This window comes from Streptomyces sp. NP-1717, assembly GCF_022695985.1.
GTDB lineage: Bacteria > Actinomycetota > Actinomycetes > Streptomycetales > Streptomycetaceae > Streptomyces.
The window spans coordinates 1-20572 of the sequence record NZ_JAAPBF010000088.1; the positions used below are offsets into that span (position 1 = coordinate 1).

20 protein-coding genes and 1 tRNA gene are annotated in these 20572 nt (G+C 69.8%); 16 read left to right on the forward strand and 5 right to left on the reverse strand.

What is annotated here, in order from left to right; translation table 11 throughout:
• Positions 1-69 precede the first annotated feature (69 nt).
• Positions 70-2349 carry a terpene synthase family protein gene (locus GXP76_RS18920; RefSeq protein ID WP_242572730.1) on the reverse strand — a complete coding sequence of 760 codons (2280 nt, stop codon included), beginning with the start codon at positions 2347-2349 and terminating at the stop codon, positions 70-72.
• A 165-nt stretch (positions 2350-2514) separates the two neighbouring features.
• On the opposite strand from GXP76_RS18920, the gene GXP76_RS18925 reads away from it, so the two are divergent.
• From GXP76_RS18925 to GXP76_RS18940, 4 genes are all read left to right on the forward strand, one after another.
• Entirely contained in the window at positions 2515-3129 is a 615-nt protein-coding gene (locus tag GXP76_RS18925; protein ID WP_242572731.1) for an HhH-GPD-type base excision DNA repair protein, read from the forward strand.
• Positions 3130-3276: 147 nt separating this feature from the next.
• Positions 3277-4827, forward strand: a complete 1551-nt coding sequence (locus GXP76_RS18930; protein ID WP_242572732.1) for a M28 family metallopeptidase — start codon at positions 3277-3279, stop codon at positions 4825-4827.
• Between the two features lie 240 nt (positions 4828-5067).
• The gene (locus GXP76_RS18935; RefSeq protein WP_023540426.1) at positions 5068-5370 is read left to right on the forward strand and encodes a type II toxin-antitoxin system VapB family antitoxin; all 303 of its coding nucleotides are present in this window, start codon (positions 5068-5070) and stop codon (positions 5368-5370) included.
• Positions 5371-5542: 172 nt separating this feature from the next.
• A complete protein-coding gene (locus GXP76_RS18940; protein WP_242572733.1) occupies positions 5543-6184 on the forward strand; it encodes a LytR C-terminal domain-containing protein in 642 nt (213 codons plus the stop codon).
• Between the two features lie 40 nt (positions 6185-6224).
• Here the strand turns inward: GXP76_RS18940 and upp are convergent, their stop codons facing one another.
• Positions 6225-6860 carry a uracil phosphoribosyltransferase gene (upp, locus tag GXP76_RS18945; protein ID WP_242572734.1) on the reverse strand — a complete coding sequence of 212 codons (636 nt, stop codon included), beginning with the start codon at positions 6858-6860 and terminating at the stop codon, positions 6225-6227.
• A 125-nt stretch (positions 6861-6985) separates the two neighbouring features.
• On the opposite strand from upp, the gene GXP76_RS18950 reads away from it, so the two are divergent.
• The 4 genes from GXP76_RS18950 to GXP76_RS18965 all read left to right on the forward strand — a co-directional run bounded on the left by GXP76_RS18950 (position 6986) and on the right by GXP76_RS18965 (position 8756).
• Positions 6986-7309, forward strand: a complete 324-nt coding sequence (locus GXP76_RS18950) for a hypothetical protein (protein ID WP_242572735.1) — start codon at positions 6986-6988, stop codon at positions 7307-7309.
• Between the two features lie 252 nt (positions 7310-7561).
• A complete protein-coding gene (locus GXP76_RS18955; RefSeq protein ID WP_242572736.1) occupies positions 7562-8116 on the forward strand; it encodes a hypothetical protein in 555 nt (184 codons plus the stop codon).
• A gap of 77 nt (positions 8117-8193) precedes the next feature.
• Positions 8194-8637 carry a tRNA adenosine(34) deaminase TadA gene (gene tadA / locus GXP76_RS18960; protein WP_242572752.1) on the forward strand — a complete coding sequence of 148 codons (444 nt, stop codon included), beginning with the start codon at positions 8194-8196 and terminating at the stop codon, positions 8635-8637.
• A gap of 31 nt (positions 8638-8668) precedes the next feature.
• Positions 8669-8756 (forward strand) — tRNA-Ser (locus tag GXP76_RS18965).
• Positions 8757-8852: 96 nt separating this feature from the next.
• Here the strand turns inward: GXP76_RS18965 and GXP76_RS18970 are convergent.
• On the reverse strand, positions 8853-9722 hold the full coding sequence (locus GXP76_RS18970; RefSeq protein WP_242572737.1) for a TIGR03621 family F420-dependent LLM class oxidoreductase: 870 nt from the start codon (positions 9720-9722) through the stop codon (positions 8853-8855).
• A 159-nt stretch (positions 9723-9881) separates the two neighbouring features.
• Complete coding sequence (locus tag GXP76_RS18975; RefSeq protein ID WP_374361628.1) at positions 9882-12071, reverse strand: discoidin domain-containing protein; 2190 nt, start codon at positions 12069-12071, stop codon at positions 9882-9884.
• 416 nt (positions 12072-12487) lie between these two features.
• Between GXP76_RS18975 and GXP76_RS18980 the strand changes: the two genes are divergently transcribed.
• From GXP76_RS18980 to GXP76_RS18995, 4 genes are all read left to right on the forward strand, one after another.
• Positions 12488-12652, forward strand: coding sequence for a hypothetical protein (locus GXP76_RS18980; protein WP_187280354.1), 165 nt, complete (start codon positions 12488-12490; stop codon positions 12650-12652).
• Positions 12653-12751: 99 nt separating this feature from the next.
• Positions 12752-13045, forward strand: a complete 294-nt coding sequence (locus GXP76_RS18985; RefSeq protein WP_242572738.1) for a Dabb family protein — start codon at positions 12752-12754, stop codon at positions 13043-13045.
• A gap of 256 nt (positions 13046-13301) precedes the next feature.
• Positions 13302-14234: an RNA polymerase sigma factor SigF gene (locus GXP76_RS18990; protein ID WP_242572739.1), complete on the forward strand. Its 933-nt coding sequence runs from the start codon at positions 13302-13304 to the stop codon at positions 14232-14234.
• 221 nt (positions 14235-14455) lie between these two features.
• Positions 14456-15331, forward strand: coding sequence for an RNA polymerase sigma factor SigF (locus GXP76_RS18995; protein ID WP_242572740.1), 876 nt, complete (start codon positions 14456-14458; stop codon positions 15329-15331).
• A gap of 151 nt (positions 15332-15482) precedes the next feature.
• Here the strand turns inward: GXP76_RS18995 and GXP76_RS19000 are convergent, their stop codons facing one another.
• Positions 15483-15689 carry a hypothetical protein gene (locus GXP76_RS19000; protein ID WP_242572741.1) on the reverse strand — a complete coding sequence of 69 codons (207 nt, stop codon included), beginning with the start codon at positions 15687-15689 and terminating at the stop codon, positions 15483-15485.
• Positions 15690-15967: 278 nt separating this feature from the next.
• Here GXP76_RS19000 and GXP76_RS19005 point away from each other — a divergent pair, with 278 nt between their 5' ends.
• The 4 genes from GXP76_RS19005 to GXP76_RS19020 all read left to right on the forward strand — a co-directional run bounded on the left by GXP76_RS19005 (position 15968) and on the right by GXP76_RS19020 (position 20548).
• The gene (locus GXP76_RS19005; protein ID WP_242572742.1) at positions 15968-16510 is read left to right on the forward strand and encodes a MarR family winged helix-turn-helix transcriptional regulator; all 543 of its coding nucleotides are present in this window, start codon (positions 15968-15970) and stop codon (positions 16508-16510) included.
• 14 nt (positions 16511-16524) lie between these two features.
• Complete coding sequence (locus tag GXP76_RS19010) at positions 16525-19038, forward strand: MDR family MFS transporter (RefSeq protein ID WP_242572743.1); 2514 nt, start codon at positions 16525-16527, stop codon at positions 19036-19038.
• Between the two features lie 177 nt (positions 19039-19215).
• Positions 19216-20055: a YceI family protein gene (locus tag GXP76_RS19015; RefSeq protein ID WP_242572744.1), complete on the forward strand. Its 840-nt coding sequence runs from the start codon at positions 19216-19218 to the stop codon at positions 20053-20055.
• Positions 20056-20077: 22 nt separating this feature from the next.
• A complete protein-coding gene (locus tag GXP76_RS19020; RefSeq protein WP_242572745.1) occupies positions 20078-20548 on the forward strand; it encodes a PPOX class F420-dependent oxidoreductase in 471 nt (156 codons plus the stop codon).
• The last annotated feature ends 24 nt before the right edge of the window (positions 20549-20572 follow it).

Consider the following 20572-nt stretch of genomic DNA (forward strand, 5'->3'; position numbering starts at 1 on the left):
GGTATCCCCCGCGCCGGACCGGAGCCCGGGGCGGGCCGCGGAGTCGGCGGGAGCGGGAGGAGCCGCGGTTCACGGTGTCAGTGCCCGCGTCAGAGCGTCGGGGGACGCCGGGGACGGGAGGTGGATTCTCGTCGCCGATGTGCCGGGGCCCCTGAGCGCCGGCGGGAGCCAGCGGGTGACACCCGCGCGGTCGCGGATCAGGTCCTCCTCCTTGTAACGGTGGCAGCCGTCGTGCCAGACGAGGATCCCGGACAGCCAGTTCTCCAGCTCCCTCACATAGCCGTCTAGGACCCCGCGCACCTCGTCGTCGAGCCCGAAGTCGTCGTACAGGACCGGCAGTTCGTTGGCCGCGACATGCTGGAACTGGCGCATGCGGCCCTGCATCAGGTCATGGACGATGGCGACGCCGGTCGGGTAGTCGCAGTTGAAGAAGGACTGCACCACGAGGACGCCGTTGTGGACCTCGCCCTCGAACTCGATCTCCTTCTGGTACGAGAAGAGGTCGTTCATCAGGCACGCGTAGTCCTGCGCCGCGTTCTCCAGGGACCTCATCGGGCCGCTGCGGTAGATCTCCGGCGGCACGGCGTCGCTGTGGCCGATGCGGCACAGGCTCATCGTCATGTTGGAGCCGAAGGTCGCGCGGCGCATCTCGATGTAGTCGACGGGGTCCGGGACGCGGTTGTGGATCTGGTTGGTCAGCTCCCAGACCCAGCTCGCCGTCATGTCCTCGACGCTCGCGCGGAAGGCCCGTCTGGCGTCCTCGTCCATCGGGCCCGCCGTACGGAGCCACAGGTCGGCCAGGCCGCGCTCCAGCGCGCTGAGCGGTGGCGGGGTGTCGAGCGTCTCCACCGGCATGAACAGCGACAGCCGCTCGTTGCAGACCTTGGCCGCCGCCAGATTGCGGGTGTTGCCGTAGACGACGGGGAAGAAGTCGTCGCCGTACGTCCCCCAGGCCAGCCAGTCCGACGTCAGGTCGAGCCCTTCGGGGGTGGCGTCGGGATGGATGCCCGCCGCGCACAGCGGCAGGTCGACGCGGCGGATCCGGTCCTCGTCCCAGACGTCCGAGCCGGGAACGCCGGGCTGCGCCTCCAGAATGCCCATCCGGTGCGCCCACTCCACCACGTGCTCGCGCGACGCCTCCAGATGCGGGCTGAGCTTCGCCTCGAACGGCATCTCGAACGCGGGCAGGATCGAGGGCCCCACCCGCTGGAACGGCACGTGGCTGTGGGCGCGCGCCCTGGCGGGGGAGCCGTTGGTGAGGCTCTTGAGACAGTCCGAGGCGGACGTCCCGCGCCCGACCGGCGTCAGCGAGAACAGCGGGCCCGCCGTCTCCCCCGCCGCCGCGCCCCCGCCCGCGTCCGCGCCGTTCATGTACCGGCTGGAGCGCATGTGCCACTCATGACCGCCGGACTGCCAGTCCTGGAGGCCCTTCACGTACGCCAGGGTCCCGGCCGCCGCGGCCGGGTCGATGCCCTTCTCCACGAAGAGCGGGCCCAGCTCCGTCAGTGCCGTGTTCTCGAACTGGTGAAGGCGGGAGGTCAGCAGGTCGTTGACCGCGTCGGCCGCCTCCTGTGTCGTGCATTTCAGGAACGTCTCCAGGACGAGCACTCCGTTGCTCAGCTCGCCCTCCTCCTCGATCTCCCGCTGGTAGGAGAAGAGGTCGTTACGCAGATGGACCCCGTCGGAGAACGTGTCGCGCAGGACCCGCATCGGACGTGAGTCGGCGATCGGGGCCGGCACCTCCGCCCCCGCCGCGTACTCGATGAGTCCGGCCGACCACGGGGCCCCGCCGACCTTGCGGCGCATCTCGATGTACTCGACGGGATTCGAGATCCGCTCGGCGTTGATGTTCGCGAGCTCCCAGAGGGATTCGTTGAGCAGATTCTCCGTGCTCTCGGCGAATCGGGCCCGCCATTCCATGGACATCGACGGGACCGTGCGCTCCCAGAGGTCGGCGAGGCCCGCCTCCACCGGATTCGTCGGCTCGGGGAACCCGTCGGCGAGGTCCATCGGCATGAACGCCGGGAGCCGGTCCAGATACGCCTTCCCGCCCTCGCGGTCCTGGGTCCGCTTGAAGATCTCCAGGAAGTGGTCGTCGAAGAAGAAGACCCACACGTACCAGTCGGTGACCAGCGACAACTGCGGCCCCGTGCAGTCGGGATGGGTGTAGGCGCACAGCAGCGCGTAGTCGTGCGCGTCGAGATCGCTCCGCTCCCAGATGCCGGAGCCCTCCAGCATCCCCATCTCCCCGGCCCAGGTCCGGGAGTGCTCCCTGGCCTCCTCCAGTCGGGGATTGATACGCGCCGGATAAGGCATGTAGAAATCCGGCAGTTCGAAGGGCTGTGTCACTGGTGCGCGGCCTTTCCCGAGGATTCCGGAGGACTCCGGCAGCTGTCCGTGTCCAGCTCTACCCCTCGCCATGTACGGCCATCCGCGCCATAAAACAGTCATATGAACACACCGTCAGGGCGTGGCCTCCATGAATTTTTCCGCCTCCCGGTCCACCATCTGCCCATGAGCACGACGATTCGGATCGCACAGCAGCCCGAGGCCGACGAACTCCTCGGACGCAGCCCGCTGGCCGCGCTGGTCGGCATGCTGCTGGACCAGCAGGTGCCCATGGAGTGGGCCTTCTCGGGGCCGTACGCCATCGCCGTACGCATGGGTGGTGACGATCTGGACGCCCACGCGATCGCCGCCTACGACCCCGAGGCCTTCGCGGCCCTGCTCTCGGAGAAGCCCGCCGTCCACCGCTACCCGGGGTCCATGGCCAAGCGCGTGCAGCAGCTCTGCCAGTTCCTGGTCGCGCACTACGACGGGGACGCCGCCGCGGTGTGGAAGGACGCCGACACCGGCGCCCAGCTGTTCAAGCGGCTCACCCAACTCCCCGGCTACGGCAAGCAGAAGTCGCAGATCTTCCTCGCGCTGCTCGGCAAGCAGTACGGCGTACGGCCCGAGGGCTGGCGGGAGGCGGCCGGCGCGTATGGCGACGAGGGCTCGTACCGCTCGGCGGCGGACATCACGGGGCCCGAGACCCTGGCCAAGGTCCGCGCGCACAAGCAGGAGGCCAAGCGTGCCGCCAAGGCGGCGAAGGCGGCCGAGAGCCCCCGGGCCCGGGCGAAAAGCTGAGCGAACCCCGGCGCGAGTGCACGACTTGTGGCACATCTGTTCCCCTGAGGCACCCCTGGTCGCTAGCTTTCGTTAGCTTCACTCCGCACCGTTCGTATTTTCGTTCGCATCGGAAGGACCCCTGTGAACGCAACGTCCCGCAGACTCATGGCAGTCGCAGCTGCTACCGCGCTCGCGGCCCCGCTTCTGCTGTCCGCATCCTCCGCCTCCGCGCACAACAGGCCCGACCCGGCGAAGGACGCGGCGAAGCTTTCCAAGAAGCTCGTCAAGGAGGCGTCCGGCAAGGACGCGTACAAGCACCTGAAGAAGTTCCAGGACATCGCCGACTCCGCCGGCGGCCACCGCGCCGCGGGCTCGCTCGGCCATGACGCCTCCGCCGCGTACGTGTACAGCCTTCTCAAGAAGGCGGGCTACGACGTCAGTTACGACAGCTTCGAGTTCACGTACATCGAGACGCAGGCCGAGACGCTGAAGGTCACCGCGCCGACGCCGCGCGACTCCGAGATCACGGCCATGTCGTACACGACGTCGACGCCCGAGGGCGGCATCGAGGCCGGCCTGGCCGTCGTACCGGTCGACGCGACCACCGGCTGCGAGGCCACCGACTACGCCGCCGGAGCCTTCACCGGCAAGATCGCGCTCATCCAGCGCGGCGGCTGCGACTTCGCCACGAAGCAGCAGATGGCGGCCGGCGCGGGCGCGGTCGCCGCGATCGTCTCCAACAACACCGAGGGCGCCCTCAGCGGCACCCTGGGCGACCCGGCCGCGGCCAGGATCCCCACCGGCGGTGTCACGCAGGCCGAGGGCGCGAAGCTCGCCGCCGAGGCCGCGGCGGGCCCCGTGACGGTCGCCCTGGACATCCGTCAGCTCCAGGAGAAGCGCACCACCCGCAACGTCATCGCCGAGACCAGGGGCGGCGACGCGGCCAACACGGTGATGCTCGGCTCCCACCTGGACTCCGTCACCGAGGGCGCGGGCATCAACGACAACGCGTCCGGCTCCGCCGGGCTGCTGGAAGTCGCCCTGGACCTCGCCAAGTCCCGTGAGAAGACCGCCAACAAGGTCCGCTTCGCCTGGTGGTCGGCCGAGGAGCTGGGGCTGCTCGGCGCCGAGGACTACGTCAAGGGCCTCACCCCCGAGCAGGCCGAGCAGATCAAGCTCTATCTGAACTTCGACATGATCGCCTCGCCGAACTTCGGACAGTTCGTGTACGACGGCGACGACTCGGACGCCGTCGGCGAGGGCCCGGGGCCCGAGGGATCGGCGCAGCTGGAGAAGGGCATCACCGACTTCCTCGACGGCAGGAAGTACCCGCACGAGGGCACCGACTTCACGGGCCGCTCGGACTACGGGCCGTTCATCGAGGTCGGCATCCCCTCCGGGGGAACCTTCACCGGCGCCGAGGGCATCAAGACCGAGGCCCAGGCGGCGAAGTTCGGCGGCGAGGCGGGTGTCGCGTACGACCCCTGCTACCACGCGGCCTGCGACGACCTGGACAACATCAACAAGGAGGCGTTCGACGTCAACATCGACGTCATCGCCGACGCGGTCGGCCAGTACGCCCACGACCTGAGCCCGCTCACCGCGAAGGCCAAGTCGGAGGCCACGGCCAAGACGGCGCGCACCACGGGTGGCGACACCGGCGTCGGCGCGTCCAACGCCCACGACCACGAGCACGGGAACGAGAACCGGTCCTGACACGCCGCCGGTCTGATCCGCCTACAGCCTGACAGCCGCTCACGGCGGGTGCCGGGGGGAGCGATTTCCCCCGGCACCCGCCGTTCGCGCGCGGCCCTCCTACAGAAGGCGACAGGGGCGGCGACGTCTCCGGACGGGGTGGTTCCACTCATACGTCGTTCCCACTTCGACCCGTATGGGCCCCTTTGCACCACCGCGCCATGGCTGCGCCCGGAGGCGCTCGCCCGGTAGGCTTTCCGTGTGATCTTCAAGCGCATCGGAAATGGGCGACCGTACCCCGACCATGGCCGGGAAAGTACCCGGCAGTGGGCGGACGTCGCGCCGCGCCCGGTCCGCCTCGACCAGCTCGTCACCACCAAGGGGCAACTGGATCTGGAGACGCTGCTCGCCGAGGACTCGACCTTCTACGGAGACCTCTTCGCGCATGTCGTCAAATGGCAGGGCGACCTCTATCTGGAGGACGGCCTCCACCGCGCGGTCCGCGCGGCGCTCCAGCAGCGGCAGGTACTGCACGCGCGCGTGCTCGAACTGGACCTGGGCTGAACCGGCCGGCGGGAGCCGACCCGCCGCCCACGGCCGGGGACGGGCTTCCTGACGGGCCGACGGGCACTCGGCCGACTCGTCACTGAGCCTTTCGGGGTCTTTCCGACGCCCAGAGGCCCAACCTGTTGATCATTTAGTAGGAATCACTACCGGCGCGCACTACGCTGCGGCCATGAGCATGCTCACCCCCCCTGGCATGGGCGGCAAATATCGCATTACGGGTGCCAAGTACCCCCGCATGCGTCGCCCCCGGAACCGACGCAGGATCGTGCTCGCGGCCGTCGCCACAGTCGTCGCCCTCGGCCTCGCCGGCTGGGGGACCGTACAGCTCATCGACGTGTTCACGGCGGACGGCGGGTCGAAGGAGAAGACGACGACCGCCTCGGGCCGCGAGCCCGACTGCAAGCCGTCCCCGTCGGCTGCGCCGGTCAGGACGCTACCCAAGCCGGCCCAGATCACGGTCAACATCTACAACGCGACGCCGCGCGCCGGACTCGCCAAGAGCACCGCCGACGAGCTCAAGAAGCGCGGCTTCGTCATCGGCAAGGTGGGCAACGCACCGGCGGCGTTCGACAAGAAGATCCCCGGCACCGGGATACTGCTGGGCGCCCCGGCCGCCGCCGACAGCTCCTTCACCGTGCTCGGCGCCCAGCTGAAGGGCGCGAAGCCCCAGCACGACGAGCGGAAGACGAAGGACGTCGACCTGCTGCTCGGCACGGCCTTCAAGAGCCTGAGCGTGCAGAAGGACGCCGAGCGGGCCCTGGCGGTCCTGACCAGGCCCTCACCCGACGTCCCCTGCGACCACAAGGGCTAGCGGGTGTCCGGGCCGGTGAGCACGGCCCGGACAGGACGGCCTAGTCGACCGTCCCGTACATGCGGTCACCCGCGTCGCCCAGCCCCGGCACGATGTACCCGCGTTCGTTCAGCCGCTCGTCGACCGCCGCCGTGACGACCGTCACCGGCGTGCCCGCCAGCTCGCGTTCCATCACCTCGACGCCCTCGGGCGCCGCGAGCAGCACCACGGCCGTCACGTCGTCGGCGCCGCGTCCGATGAGCTCGCGGATCGCCGCGACCAGCGTGCCGCCGGTGGCCAGCATCGGGTCGAGTACGTACACCTGGCGGCCCGAGAGGTCCTCGGGCATCCGGGTCGCGTACGTCGACGCCTGAAGCGTCTCCTCGTTACGGATCATCCCGAGGAAACCGACCTCGGCGGTCGGGAGCAGCCGCACCATGCCGTCGAGCATGCCGAGACCGGCCCGGAGGATCGGCACCACCAGAGGCCGCGGGTAGGAGAGCTTCACACCCGTGGTCGGCGTCACCGGAGTCTCGATGTCGACCTGCTCAGTGCGCACGTCCCTGGTGGCCTCGTACGCGAGCAGGGTGACCAGCTCGTCGGCGAGGCGTCGGAAGGTAGGGGAGTCGGTGCGCTTGTCGCGCAGCGTGGTGAGTTTGTGCGCGACCAGCGGGTGGTCGACGACGTGAATCCGCATGGCTCCACAGTAACCGTGGCCCGGCCGGCGCCCCCCGCTGGCATCAATTCACCGCTCGCAGGGAAGGTGCATGGACACGCGCACAGGGGACACAGCCAACCGAGTCGTGGGGTGGTGAGGCGGCGATGCGGGACCGGCAGCGGCGTGATCCGCAGGAGCGGGGCGGCGGGGACGGGGCGGTCGGCGCCGGGCCGGACGGCTCGCGCCCGTACGCGGACGCCGGACCCGCCACAGGGCCGGGTCCCACGCCTGATTCCGTGCCCGATCCCCCGCCGTCCCCCGCGGCCGATCTCGGCTCCGACGAGAGCGGCGCGGCCCGCCGGCGTCGGCGTGCGCAGTTCCTGCGGGAGTTGAACGAGGCCAAGGCGCTGCGCGAGCGGGTGAAACCTCGCCAGGCCCGCGCGGCCCGGATGCGCCAGCAGATGCGGATGCGGACCTTCCGCTGGTAGTCGCGCAGCGGTCACCCATCGGCCCTCCGGCCGCCGTGGGACGGTCACTTGGGCACCGGCGGACCCCCGCCCCACGGGTCTCTCACCCTCCGGTCCGGCCATGCGTCCGGACCGGTCCAAAAAAATGCCTGCACGACGCAACGGCGGAAGACCTCTCGCAATCGCCCGCTTTCTGCCACGATTCCGAGTAGTGGGCGGGGCAGAGCGCAGCGCACCGCCGAATCGTCACCTCTGACCAGTGGGAGAGTCACGGTGTACTTCGCCGCACTGCTCGCGCGCACCGAAGACGGATGGGAAGCGAGCGACACAGAGCTCGACGACGTGGAGACCTTGTCGGATCTGACCGACCTGGCCCGCGAAGCCTCGGTGGACGAGAACACGGTGCTCGTCTTCATCGAGCAGGAGGACGCCTGGTTCGGCGTGCTCCGCGTGGAGGGCGAGGAGGATCCTCGTATCTACGTCTCCGACGCGGCCATGGCCGCACGCTCCTCTTACGGGGAGATCCTCACGGACGAATTGCTCGGCGGGGACGATGACGACCTCGACGACGCCTTGGACACGCTGGACCTCGACGGTACCGAGGACGGCGAGAGTGAAGAGCAGGAGGACACGGACGACACCGACGGCGGCGCCGGCACCGCCGTCACGGCCGGACCGGGAGCGGTTCCCGCCGGACCGGCGGGCGACCGCGCGATCCTCGCGGACCTGGGCCTGTCGGAGGCGGAGTTGCTGGCGCTGGAGACCGACGCCATGTCCGAGATCGCCGACGCGCTCGGCGCCTCCGAAGTGCTGGAGACCGCGCGCTAGTGACCGAGCACGACCCGGTGGGCGAACCGGCGAGCGAACCGGCGGCCGATCCGGTGCGTGAGCCGTGGCGGGCGCCGATGCGCCTCGCCCTGGAACAGGCCGCACGCGCGGCGCCGGCCGGCGATGTGCCGGTCGGTGCTGTCGTGCTGTCCCCGGACGGCTCGGTGCTCTCCGCCGGCCACAACGAACGCGAGATGACGGGCGACCCCACGGCGCACGCGGAGGTCCTGGCCATCCGCAGGGCGGCGGCGGAACTCGGCGCCTGGCGGCTGACCGGCTGCACGCTCGTGGTGACCCTGGAACCGTGCACGATGTGCGCGGGCGCGCTCGTGCAGTCACGGGTGGCGCGGGTCGTGTACGGGGCGCTCGACGAGAAGGCGGGCGCGGCGGGCTCGCTCTGGGACGTCGTACGGGACCGCCGTCTCAATCACCGCCCGGAAGTGATCCACGGGGTGCTCGCCGACGAGTGCTCACAGCTGCTGACGGACTTCTTCCGGGACCGCCGCGTTATCGATTTCTGAGCAAGGGCCACCTTGGGCTAAGCTCTCTCTCGGTAGCGTGTCCGAGCGGCCGAAGGAGCTCGCCTCGAAAGCGAGTGTGGCGTAACCCGTCACCGTGGGTTCAAATCCCACCGCTACCGCTTGTACGACGAAGGGGCGGACCTCATGAGGTCCGCCCCTTCGCGTTGCCGGGCCGGGGACGCCGGTCCGTCGTGGCGGGCTCGGCGCGGGCGGGTTCAGCGCAGGTGGGCCATGACCTTCGCGAAGTCCGTCATGTGCTCCTCGCGTACGGAGAAGTAGCTCAGCCCGTACGTCTCCCGGTAGCGGTGCAGCGTCTCGGTGAGCTGTGCCGGCGGGCCCGCCAGGACGTTGGGGAGGCGGCGGATCTGGTCCTCGGTCAGATCCGGGGCCGTGCGGCGGATCGGGGCCAGGGCATCGGCCGTGGCCGTCAGGACCACCGCCGACACGAACAGCTGCAGTTCCAGGGCGCCGAAGCGCGCGCCCGCCTCGGAGCGGACGTGGGCGACCCGGTCCGCGAGGACCTGCTGCGGGTCCGCCCCCGGCGGGGTCGTCAGCCCCATGACGGGGAGGCCGACGATGTCGGCCTCCCGCGCCGCCAGCCGCAGCACACGGTCGCCGAGACCGGCCAGCAGCAGCCGTGGGGTGGGGCGCCGGTGGACCTTCGGCGGCTGGTCCGGGGTGGCGAACATCCGGTGCAGTTCGGCGACCGTGTGCGCCAGATGGACGACGCGGTCCCCGGGCGCCGGGTACGGCAGCTCCGCCGTACGGAACTCGGCCTGCGCGTATCCGGCGCCGAGGCCCACCTCCAGCCGGCCGTCCGTGAGCTGGTCGGTGTCCGCGATGTCCCTGGCCAGCAGGGCGGGCCGGTAGAAGCCGGCGTTGAGGACAAGGGTGCCGAGCCGCAGGGTGGTGGTCGCGTCGGCGGCGGAGAGCAGGGCGGGGAACGGCGCCGGCGTGCCCAGGTGATCAGGGACCTGGAGCACGTCGTAACCGAGGTCCTCGGCCTGCCGGGCCCTGGCCTGCCAGGCGGAGCGCGTACCGATGGCCGGCATGCTGACGCCGAAACGGAAGGGTCGGGCGGGCATGGCTTCCTCCCGATGAGTGCGATGTCCCGTAAAGCGTACTTCGATAGCTTCTGCACGTGATGCGGACAAAGGGCGAGCCGGGGCCGGCGCGCGATCAGGGCCCGGTCTCCTCGCGAGGAGACCGGGCCCTGGGGTGTCACGTGCGCCGCGCCGTCGTGCCTACGGGAAGTTGATCACGTTCGACGGGACCGTCGACGTACCCGAGGTCGGTGATCCGGTGCTGTTGATCACGTGGTTGTACTGGCCCATGCCGCCGAGTGAGACGACCAGGATGTTGTGGAACTTCACCCCTGGCTTCACCGGCGCCTGGAAGCCGTGTTCCTGACGGATGTTCGGATCGGACGTGTAGTTGCAGTAGCTGCCCATCGCCCAGCCCTCATGGGTGACGACCGAGTCGTCCACCTTGTAGCCGGCGTAGCCCTGGATGGAGCCGTTCTGGATGGCGGCCTGGTTCGGGGCGTCGTACGCCTTCTCGTTCTGGAAGAAGATCGTCCGGCCCCGCTCACCGCTCCACCGCACGTCGTACTTGTTGAAGTGCTCGACGAACAGTCCGGTCGCCAGCACGTCGTCGCCGTTGACCTGGAGGCCGTAGTCGGCGCGGTTGGTCTCCCAGCCGACGCCGTCACCGTGGTCGGCCCGCCAGATCCAGGTGTGGTCGATGATCGTGTCGTCACTGTTGACGACCATGCTGGTGGTGGCCTTGCCGGGACCGGCGCCGCCGATGCGGATGAAGACGTCCTGGACGGTCGTCGGGTTGGCGGAGTGGTCGGCCGAGGCGTTCTGCGGGCCGACCTCCAGCAGGGTGGGGGAGTTCACCGGTCCGGCGTCGATCAGGAAGCCGGCCAGCTTCACGCCGTCCACGTCGGCGACCTTCATCGCCGTCACCCCGTTGTCCGGGATGATCGTGGCGTAGCCGAGGCCGAGGACCACGGTGTTCGCCCGGTTGACGTTGATCGGCTGGTCGACGTGGTAGATGCCCGGGGTGAAGAGCAGGTGCAGACCCTGGGCGAGCGCCGCGTTGATCGTGGCCGCCGTGGCGCCCGGCTTGACCACGTAGAACTGGTCGAGCGGCAGGGACTCGCCCTGCGGGGTGCCGTTCCAGGAGACGCCGCGCGCGTTGGTGCGCTTGGCCGGGACGAAGACCTTGTACGTGTTGCCGTCCAGGTAGAGGAACGGCTTCTCGCGGGAGGTCGGGGTGTTGTTCAGCGTCGTGTACGGCGGGTTCGGGAAGGACTGCGCGGGCGCGCCCTCGACCCCGGAGAACGCCATGTTCCAGACACCGTTGCCCCAGCCGCCGATGGCGCTGTCACGGGTGTACCACTGCTGCTGGGAGTAGGGCGTGATGGTGCCGTCCACCTTGCTGTCGGCGATGTAGCCGCCGCTGGCCCAGCCGTATCCGTTCGGCGCGAGGTTCAGCCCGCCCTTGATGTGCATACGGCGGAACGGCGCCGCCTGCGCGACGGCCCAGCGGTTGCTGCCGCTGACCGGGTTGAGCGCGAGGTTCTCGGCCGAGCGCCAGAAGTTCTGCGTGGCGTTGCCGTTGAACCAGCCCGCGTCGACGGTCACGTCACCGTTGATGTTCGTGTCGTCGGGCTTCAGGCCGAGACCGGAGATCGAGGTGTAGAAACCGAGTTGGGCGTTGAGGTTGTTGTACGTGCCCGGCTTGAAGAGCAGTTGGTAGCGACCGGTGCCGAACTGGGCCGACTCCTGCTGCCGGAAGATCTGGTCGAGCGTGCCCTGGATGTTGGGCGTCGAGGGGTCGAAGACCTTGACGTTGGGACCGAGGTCGCCGCCGCCCTGGATCGGGCCGCCGGGGCCGCCGCTCTCGCCGTAGACCTGGAACTCCCAGAGTGAGTAGCCGTACTGCGTGGCACGGGTGGTGCCGGTCAGCCGTACGTAGCGGGCGTCGCCGGAGATGTTCAGCGTCTCGTTGCCACCGGGGCCGGTGGTGGTGGAGTACGCGCTGGTCCAGGTGGTGCCGTTCGTGGAGAGCTCGATCCGGTACGCCTTGGCGTACGCGGTCTCCCAGCGCAGCACGACCTGGCTGACCGCGACCGTGGAGCCGAGGTCGATCCGGATCCACTGCGGGTCGGCGGCGGCGCTCGACCAGCGGGTGCCGTTGTCGCCGTCCACGGCGGCCGCGGCGGGGGTGCCGCCGTTCTCCGTGCTGGAGACGGTCACCGGCTTGCCCTGGGAGACCAGGGCCGGTGCGGCGCTCGCGGCGGTGGTCCCGGGGATGAGCATCAGCAGGGAGGCGACCAGAGTGGCGGCGACGGACGCGGCGATACCGCGGCGGCGCACCGAAGCGGGTCTCCTGAAAACCGGTACAGCGGACGGCGGAGCGTGCATGGGCAGGTCTCCTGAAGTCTCGGACGACGAGGGGGAGTTCGGGATACACACGGAGAGACCGGGCAGAACCCGGAGAGCGCTCTCTCGTTACGGCAGATGGTTCTCCCGTGTTTCGTACACGTCAAGAGTTGTGCACGCACCGGCCTTCACCGACCGCTGTTCGATCAACAACTGACCGACCTCGCGAGGCATTTGATCCGGTTCGCGATATGTCTCGCCGACTGTCCGTTCAGATCCTGACGGCGCGAGCCGGGCACATGCCGCGCACCGCGCACCGGTCGGGCCGCGGTGACCAGGCGTCAATACGGTGTGGCCAGAAGCGGTCACGCAGGTGATCGAAATCGTTCTCCGAACCGGCCCATTCGTACGGTTAGACTCACGCGATCGCACTGGGGACGGCAGGGGAGGCAGCGCTGATGGTGCAAACGAAGAAGCTCGTGCTCTATCTGGTGATTGTCTTCGTGCTGTATACGATCATCACTTCACCCGAACGGTCCGCCGATCTTGTGCAGGTGGGGTTCGAGGGCATAGCCAGCGCGGCCGAGGGTGTCGGCGAGTTCATGACCGAGCTCGTACAGTAGCCACGGCCGGAGGCTTCACCACCGCGCCACCCACCGCGCCATCCGCCGGGCGGCACGCGCCGCTCGTCCGCCCGCCTGCCACGCCCCCGGGAGACCGCCTTGATCCGCCACCTGGTCCTCTTCAAACTCAACGAGGGTGTCTCCCGCGACGAGCGACGGGTGGTCGACGGCGCGCGGGCCTTCGCGGAGCTGGGCGGCAAGATCCCGGAGCTGGAGTACTGGGAGTGCGGCTGGAACATCAGCGACCGGCCGATCGCCCATGACTTCGCCATCAACTCGGCGGTCGCCGACGCGGACGCGCTGACCCGTTACCTGGAGCACCCCGACCATCAGGCGGGCGTCGGGCAGTGGCGAGAATTCGCCACCTGGGTGATCGCCGACTACGAGTTCTGATTGATTCCGACCGGTTTTTGAGCCCCTGGCTCCGCTGACGCTCCCCTGCGGCTCTCCCGTCGCACTCCCGGCCCCACGCCTCACCGGCGTGGGGCTTTTCGAGCGTGAGCAGCGGATTCCCCGCCAACACGGAGTTTTCTGGTGCTTGCACACAGTGGGCATGTCTTGTGATGCTATGACCGCTTTTGACGGATGAGTTGACCGTAGTTGACCGCAAAGGGGTGGCGTGACCGTGCCGGCCAGTACAACGCCTCAAATGCCGCCCCAGAGCGAACCCCGAGCCGAGCCCCAGGGCCAAGCCAGGCCGGAGGACCGGGCCGAGAGCCGGGCCGAGGCCCCTCCCGCCGAGCCTCTGGGCCCCGCCGAGCCGCCCCGTCTCGTCGAGACCCCGAACGAGACCGAACCAAGACCGTCGACCCCGCAGACGCGGGGCGCCGACACCAGGGCCCTGACGCAGCTCCTCTTCTCGCAGATCAAGGATCTGGAACGCGGCACCCCGGAGCACACCCGGGTCCGCAGCGCGCTCATCGAGGCGAATCTGCCGCTCGTGCGGTACGCCGCCGCCCGCTTCCGCAGCCGTAACGAGCCGATGGAGGACGTCGTCCAGGTCGGCACGATCGGTCTGATCAACGCGATCGACCGGTTCGACCCGGACCGGGGCGTGCAGTTCCCGACCTTCGCGATGCCCACCGTCGTCGGCGAGATCAAACGCTACTTCCGCGACAACGTGCGCACCGTCCACGTACCGCGCCGGCTGCACGAGCTGTGGGTCCAGGTCACCGGCGCGACCGAGGATCTGACGACGGCCCACGGCCGCTCGCCCACCACCGCCGAGATCGCCGAGCGGCTGAAGATCTCCGAGGAGGAGGTCCTCGCCTGCATCGAGGCGGGCCGGTCGTACCACGCGACGTCGCTGGAGGCCGCCCAGGAGGGCGACGGGCTGCCCGGCCTGCTCGACCGGCTCGGCTACGAGGACCCCGCGCTGGCCGGCGTCGAGCACCGCGATCTGGTCCGGCATCTGCTCGTACAACTGCCGGAGCGGGAACAGCGCATCCTGATGCTGCGCTACTACAACAACCTGACGCAGTCACAGATCAGCCAGGAGCTCGGCGTCTCCCAGATGCATGTGTCGCGGCTGCTCGCGCGAAGCTTCGCGCGTTTGCGATCCGCAAACAGGATCGAGGCATAGCTCTTCCGGGTAGTAACCCCGCAGCGCCTTCCAGAGCAGCAAATTCGCATACCCCCATATTCCGGTGCAGATATGTCGACTTGGCGCTACAGCGTGTTGACGACATGTGACATTCTGCTGGAACCGCGTTTGCCGCAGCCCCACCTCCGGTATTCAGGTGGAGGCTGCGTTCCTTCGACGGGAGCGGCCACCGCGACCGTCAGCGACCTCAAGGGGGTGGCATGTCCGTAGAACAGGGCAGCTCGAAGGTGCTCACGCTCAACAAGAGCGAGCAGGCACCGGAGGCGCCGGATGCTCTCGACCGTGCGGCCGAACCGCGCGTGTCCCAGCCGGAAGCCATCGACACCCGCACTCTGTCCCGCTCCCTGTTCCTGCGGCTCGCCGTACTCGCCCAGGACAGCCCGGAGCGCACCTACGTACGTGACACCCTCATCGAGCTGAACCTGCCTCTGGTGCGTTACGCGGCGGCCCGGTTCCGCAGCCGTAACGAGCCGATGGAGGACATCGTCCAGGTCGGCACGATCGGCCTCATCAAGGCGATCGACCGGTTCGACTGCGAACGGGGCGTGGAATTCCCCACGTTCGCGATGCCGACCGTCGTCGGCGAGATCAAGCGCTTCTTCCGCGACACGTCGTGGTCCGTGCGCGTGCCCCGCCGGCTCCAGGAGCTGCGGCTGGCGCTCACCAAGGCCAGCGACGAGCTGGCGCAGAAGCTGGACCGCTCCCCGACCGTCCCCGAACTCGCCCTGGTGCTGGGCGTGTCGGAGGAGGACGTGGTCGACGGGCTCGCGGTCGGCAACGCGTACACGGCCTCCTCGCTGGACTCGCCGTCCCCCGAGGACGACGGCGGCGAGGGCTCGCTCGCGGACCGTCTGGGGTACGAGGACACGGCCCTGGAGGGTGTGGAGTACCGGGAGTCGCTGAAGCCGCTGCTGGCCAAACTCCCGCCCCGCGAGCGGCAGATCATCATGCTGCGCTTCTTCGCGAACATGACGCAGTCCCAGATCGGCGAGGAGGTCGGCATCTCGCAGATGCACGTCTCACGCCTGCTGACCCGCACGCTCGCACAGCTGCGGGAAGGACTGATCGCGGACTGATCGCGGGCGTCACCGCGAGCACGGCCCCGCCGCAGAGCTCGGCCTCGCCGGAGCCGTCGCAGCGGTGGCGCCCCGCATGGAGCGGAGCGCCACCGTCATGAGTGGGACCCGCGGCCGGCCGGGACCGGTCCGGGAGCCTGTCCGTCCGCGGTCAGCCGAGCGCGAGCCAGGCGACCGCGGCGAGGATCGCGATCCCGGCCACGACGCCGACGATCAGCCCGGTCTTCGATCCGCTCCGCTGCGGTGCCTGTCGACGCTGTGGCTCACCCTCGTCGACGAAGGCGCGGAACATCTGGGTGTTGCCCGCGGGGTCGGGATTTCCCTCGGGGCCCTGCGGGGCATGGGGGTTGTGTGCCATGTGCCAGGACCCTAGCGAACACCGTGACCCCGCCCAACCCCCGGGGCCGACCGAAGGCGCGTCAGAGCCCCCGCAGCGGCCTTTCCGGGGCTTCCTACGCTCCTCTCCCGGTGCTCGCGCGTCCCCCGCGCACCATTGACCCCGCACATGCGAAGCCTTTTCGGTTCCTTTACTCCTGATGACCTCATTTCGTTTGCCTTCAGCAACCAACCGCTTCTATGGTTGCCCCAAGCAACAACATAGGTGCGACAGGCACGAGGGGTCTTCTCGGAGGGGTCATGGCCGCCACGAGTCAGTACGCGGAGCTGGCCCGCCAGCTCAGTGCCATCGGCGCCGTGAAACGGGGACTCTCCCGCGTCCTGCCACCCGACTGTCCGGGCGGCTCGGCCGCCGTACTGACCCTGCTGGAGCGGCACGGCGAGATGCGGATGAGCCGCCTCGCCGAGCTGCTGGCCGTGGACATGTCCGTAACCAGCAGGCATGTGGCACACGCGGCCGAGCGCGGCTGGATCGAGCGCGCGCCCGACCTCGCCGACCGGCGGTCCCGCATCCTGCGGCTCACACCGGCGGGCCGCGAACTGCTCGACGAACTGGCGCGACGGACGACCGAGACATTCGCCCGCGCGCTGTCCGACTGGACCGACGACGAAGTCGGACAGCTGAACACAATGCTGGCACGTCTGCGCGAAAACTTCGGCGACCGCAGGCCCGGCCGCTACGCTCCCGGCACCACGGCCGCACCCGAAGCCGCATCCGAAGTCGCACCCGCACCCGAATCTGAGGCCGCACCGCGAGAGACGCCCGCGCGGCGGCAGAGTTGAGACGAAGGAATTCAATGGCTACGACCACCACACCAACGGGTGTACGGGGCGGCCACGGCAAGCACGGCGGCGGTTCCCCCGCCGCGGTACCCGGCACGCCGATGACCCACCGTCAGATCATGGAGGCGCTCTCCGGTCTGCTGCTCGGCATGTTCGTGGCGATCCTCTCCTCGACGGTCGTCACCAACGCCCTGCCCGAGATCATCTCCGACCTCGGCGGCGGCCAGAGCGCGTACACCTGGGTGGTGACCGCCTCGCTCCTGGCGATGACGGCGACCACTCCCCTGTGGGGCAAGCTCGCCGACCTGTTCAGCAAGAAGCTGCTGGTACAGATAGCCCTGACCCTCTATGTGGTCGCCTCGGCGGCGGCCGGACTGTCCCAGAGCGCGGGGATGCTGATCGTCTTCCGCGTCATCCAGGGAATCGGCGTCGGCGGTCTCACCGCGCTCGCCCAGATCATCATGGCGGCGATGATCGCCCCGCGTGAGCGCGGGCGCTACAGCGGCTACCTCGGCGCCACCTTCGCCGTCGCCACCGTCGGCGGCCCGCTCATCGGCGGTGTCATCACCGACACGTCGTGGCTCGGCTGGCGCTGGTGCTTCTACGTCGGCGTCCCCTTCGCCGTCGTCGCGCTGATCGTGCTCCAGAAGACCCTCAAGCTCCCGGTGGTCAAGCGCAAGGTCAAGATCGACTGGACCGGCGCCTTCCTCATCAGCGCGGCCGTCTCGCTGCTGCTGCTCTGGGTCACCTTCGCCGGTGACAAGTACGACTGGATCTCCTGGCAGACGTACGCGATGCTCGCCGGCACGGTCGTGCTCGGCCTGCTCTTCCTCTTCACCGAGTCGCGGGCCAGTGAGCCGATCATCCCGCTGCGCCTCTTCCGCAACCGCACGATCGCCCTGGCCTCGCTGGCCTCGCTGTTCGTCGGTGTCGCGATGTTCGCGGGCACGGTCTTCTTCAGCCAGTACTTCCAGCTGGCGCGGGACCAGTCGCCGACGATGTCCGGCGTGATGACCATCCCGATGATCGGCGGACTCTTCCTCTCCTCGACGGTCTCGGGCCTGGTCATCACCAAGACGGGACGCTGGAAGGCGTGGCTGGTCAGCGGCGGTGTGCTGGTGACGGCCGGCCTCGGGCTGCTGGGCACCATCCGGTACGACACCGAGTACTGGCACATCGCGGTCTTCATGGCGGTCATGGGCCTCGGAATCGGCATGATGATGCAGAACCTGGTCCTGTGCACGCAGAACCAGGTCTCCCCGCAGGACCTGGGCGCCGCGAGTTCCGTCGTCACCTTCTTCCGCTCCCTCGGCGGCGCGATCGGCGTCTCGGCGCTGGGCGCGGTGCTGGGCCACCGGGTCGTCAGTTACGTCAAGGACGGTCTGGCCGATCTCGGCCCGGAGGCCGCGGCGGCCGGTCACGCCGGTACGGGCGGCGGGGGCATCCCCGATCTGGACAAGCTGCCGGGGCCGATGCGGACCGTCGTGGAGGCGGCCTACGGGCACGGCGTCGCCGACGTCTTCCTCTACTCGGCGCCGGCCGCGCTGCTCGCCTTCGTCATCACGCTGTTCATCAAGGAGGTCGCGCTGAAGACGCGCGCCGCCGGTGACGCGGAGGAGAGCCCGGAGAGCGCGCCGTTCACGCCGGTCGAGCAGGTCGTCGTCCCGACCGGTGGCGCTGTCGTCGCCGAGGAGCCGGTGGCCGTCGAGGCCGCCGGCACGCCTACGGAAGCGGGTACGGATACGGAATCGCCCGGTGGCGGCGGGGTTCCCGTCCACGGCGTCGTACGCGGCGCCGAGGGCGGGACCGTGCCACAGGCCGCGGTCACCCTCATCTCCCCGGCCGGGCGCCAGTTGGGCCGCGCGGTCGCCGGGGAGGACGGCGGCTACGAGGTCGACGCGCCGGAGTCCGGCTCGTACGTCCTCATCGCCTCGGCCGACGGCTTCCAGCCGCAGGCCGCCACGGTGGCCGTCGGCGCGGAGCCGCTGGCGTACGACATCCTGCTCGTCGGTACGAGCGGGCTCACCGGCTCCGTACGGAGCGAGGAGGGCGGCACTCCCGTGGAGGGCGCGATGGTCATCGTGACCGACGTACGCGGCGATGTGCTGGCGACCGGAAAGTCCGCCGAGGGGGGCGAGTTCGCCTTCGCGGAGCTGCTGCCCGGCTCGGTGACCGTCGCCGTGAACGCGAGCGGTTTCCGGCCACTGGCACTGCCGGTGGAGATCGGCGCCCAGGGCGTGACCCGCGTCGAGGCCGTCCTGCGGTCGGGCGCGCTCGTCCAGGGCACGGTCCGGGCGGGGGCCGCCCGGCGTCCGCTGCCCGACGCACGTGTCACGCTGATCGACGCGGCCGGGAACGTGGTCGCCACCGCGACGACCGGGGACGACGGGGTGTACGGCTTCGCGGACCTGGACGCGGGGGAGTACACGGTCATGGCGACCGGTTACCCGCCCGTGGCGGGTGCCCTGACCGTCACCGGGCACGGCGTCGACAGCCACGATGTCGAGCTCAACCACCCGGGCGAGTAACGCCCGTCAGAGCCCCCGGACGGGGGCGCGCTCCCGAGCGGAGGCCGCGCCCGCGCCCGGCGGAAGGGGCCCCGGTGGCGGTGGCGGCAGCCTGGGGACGGCGTGCCGGCACCGTGCCGGGGCCCGGTCCTCGGCCGGACGGGCTTCACGAGAACTGCGACCGAGGAGAAAAGCGGGATGGGACTTCGCGCACAGGTACGGACGACGGACGGCTGGGCCGTCCAGCACGCCACCGTTACCCTCACCGACCGGACCGGCGCGCAGATGGTGCGTGCCGACGCGGACAGCGACGGGCTGGTGGCCTCCGACGTGAAGCTGCCGCCCGGGCCGTACACCGTGATCGTGACGGCCGTCGGCTACGCGCCCGCCGCCGCCACCGCGTTCGTCACCTCCACGGGTGTCGCCGACGCCGGAACGGTCGTCCTGATCCGGCAGGGCAACGTCGACCTGCCGCCGCCCGGTGTGTGGAACCTCGACCCCGCGCACTCGTCCGTGGTCACGATCGCGCAGCACCTCGGGATCTCCAGCGTGCGGGGCCGATTCACCGAGTTCGGCGGCCGCATCACGGTCGCGGCGGTGCCGGAGCACTCCCGCGTGGACGCGGTCATCGACGCGGCGACCATCGACACCGGCAACGGAGTACGGGACAAGCACCTCAGGTCGCCGGACTTCCTGGACGCGGAGCGGTACCCGGAGATCACGTACCACAGCACGGGGGTCAACCAGTCCGGCCCGGACCGCTGGACCGTACGGGGCGAACTATCGCTGCACGGAGTCGTACGGAAGGTGGCGCTGGACCTGTCGTACCTCGGGACCGGGCCCGACCCGTGGGGCGGTGAGCGGGCGGCCTTCCGCGCGACGACGGAGCTGCTGCGGAGCGACTTCGCCATGAACTACAACCAGGTGGTGCAGGCGGGGATTTCCATGATCGGCACGACGCTGCGGGTGGAACTCGACATCCAGGCGGTGCGGGAGGTCGGACCGGCGGACGGGGCCGCGTCGCAGGCCGCGTCGTAGGCCGCGTCGTAGGCTGCGAGACATGGCACCCAACATCGCGACCAACACCACCGTGGCGCTCGACGAGTTGCTGGAGTTCGTGCGGCCCCGGCACCACGCGATCCTGCTGACCACCCGTTCGGACGGCCGTCCCCAGGGCTCCCCGCTGACCTGCGGCGTGGACGACTCGGGCCGGATCGTCGTCTCCACCTACCCGGAGCGCGCGAAGACGCGCAACGCGAAGCGTGACCCGCGCGCGAGTGTGATCGTCCTGTCGGACACCTGGGACGGGCCGTGGGTGCAGATCGACGGTACGGCGGAGGTGCTGGACGTCCCGGAGTCGGTGGAGCCGCTGGTCGAGTACTTCCGCAACATCTCCGGGGAGCACCCGGACTGGGACGAGTACCGCGAGGCGATGGTGCGGCAGGGCAAGTCGATCATCCGCCTCACACCGGAGCGCTGGAGCCCGATCGCGACGGGCGGGTTCCCGGCGAGGCTGGCTCCGCCGGAGTAGACACGGCCTGGCCGCGCGGGGCGC

What these genes read in the sequence shown, in the direction of transcription:
- GXP76_RS18930 (WP_242572732.1), top strand. Translation starts at nt 3,277, where the DNA reads ATGGCAGTCGCAGCTGCTACCGCGCTCGCGGCCCCGCTTCTGCTGTCC.
- GXP76_RS19010 (WP_242572743.1), top strand. Translation starts at nt 16,525, where the DNA reads ATGGCTACGACCACCACACCAACGGGTGTACGGGGCGGCCACGGCAAG.
- GXP76_RS18980 (WP_187280354.1), top strand. Translation starts at nt 12,488, where the DNA reads ATGGTGCAAACGAAGAAGCTCGTGCTCTATCTGGTGATTGTCTTCGTG.
- GXP76_RS18995 (WP_242572740.1), top strand. Translation starts at nt 14,456, where the DNA reads ATGTCCGTAGAACAGGGCAGCTCGAAGGTGCTCACGCTCAACAAGAGC.
- GXP76_RS19020 (WP_242572745.1), top strand. Translation starts at nt 20,078, where the DNA reads ATGGCACCCAACATCGCGACCAACACCACCGTGGCGCTCGACGAGTTG.
- GXP76_RS19000 (WP_242572741.1), bottom strand. Translation starts at nt 15,689, where the DNA reads ATGGCACACAACCCCCATGCCCCGCAGGGCCCCGAGGGAAATCCCGAC.
- GXP76_RS19005 (WP_242572742.1), top strand. Translation starts at nt 15,968, where the DNA reads ATGGCCGCCACGAGTCAGTACGCGGAGCTGGCCCGCCAGCTCAGTGCC.
- GXP76_RS18940 (WP_242572733.1), top strand. Translation starts at nt 5,543, where the DNA reads ATGAGCATGCTCACCCCCCCTGGCATGGGCGGCAAATATCGCATTACG.
- tadA (WP_242572752.1), top strand. Translation starts at nt 8,194, where the DNA reads ATGCGCCTCGCCCTGGAACAGGCCGCACGCGCGGCGCCGGCCGGCGAT.
- upp (WP_242572734.1), bottom strand. Translation starts at nt 6,860, where the DNA reads ATGCGGATTCACGTCGTCGACCACCCGCTGGTCGCGCACAAACTCACC.
- GXP76_RS19015 (WP_242572744.1), top strand. Translation starts at nt 19,216, where the DNA reads ATGGGACTTCGCGCACAGGTACGGACGACGGACGGCTGGGCCGTCCAG.
- GXP76_RS18950 (WP_242572735.1), top strand. Translation starts at nt 6,986, where the DNA reads ATGCGGGACCGGCAGCGGCGTGATCCGCAGGAGCGGGGCGGCGGGGAC.
- GXP76_RS18975 (WP_374361628.1), bottom strand. Translation starts at nt 12,071, where the DNA reads ATGCACGCTCCGCCGTCCGCTGTACCGGTTTTCAGGAGACCCGCTTCG.
- GXP76_RS18925 (WP_242572731.1), top strand. Translation starts at nt 2,515, where the DNA reads ATGAGCACGACGATTCGGATCGCACAGCAGCCCGAGGCCGACGAACTC.
- GXP76_RS18990 (WP_242572739.1), top strand. Translation starts at nt 13,302, where the DNA reads ATGCCGCCCCAGAGCGAACCCCGAGCCGAGCCCCAGGGCCAAGCCAGG.
- GXP76_RS18970 (WP_242572737.1), bottom strand. Translation starts at nt 9,722, where the DNA reads ATGCCCGCCCGACCCTTCCGTTTCGGCGTCAGCATGCCGGCCATCGGT.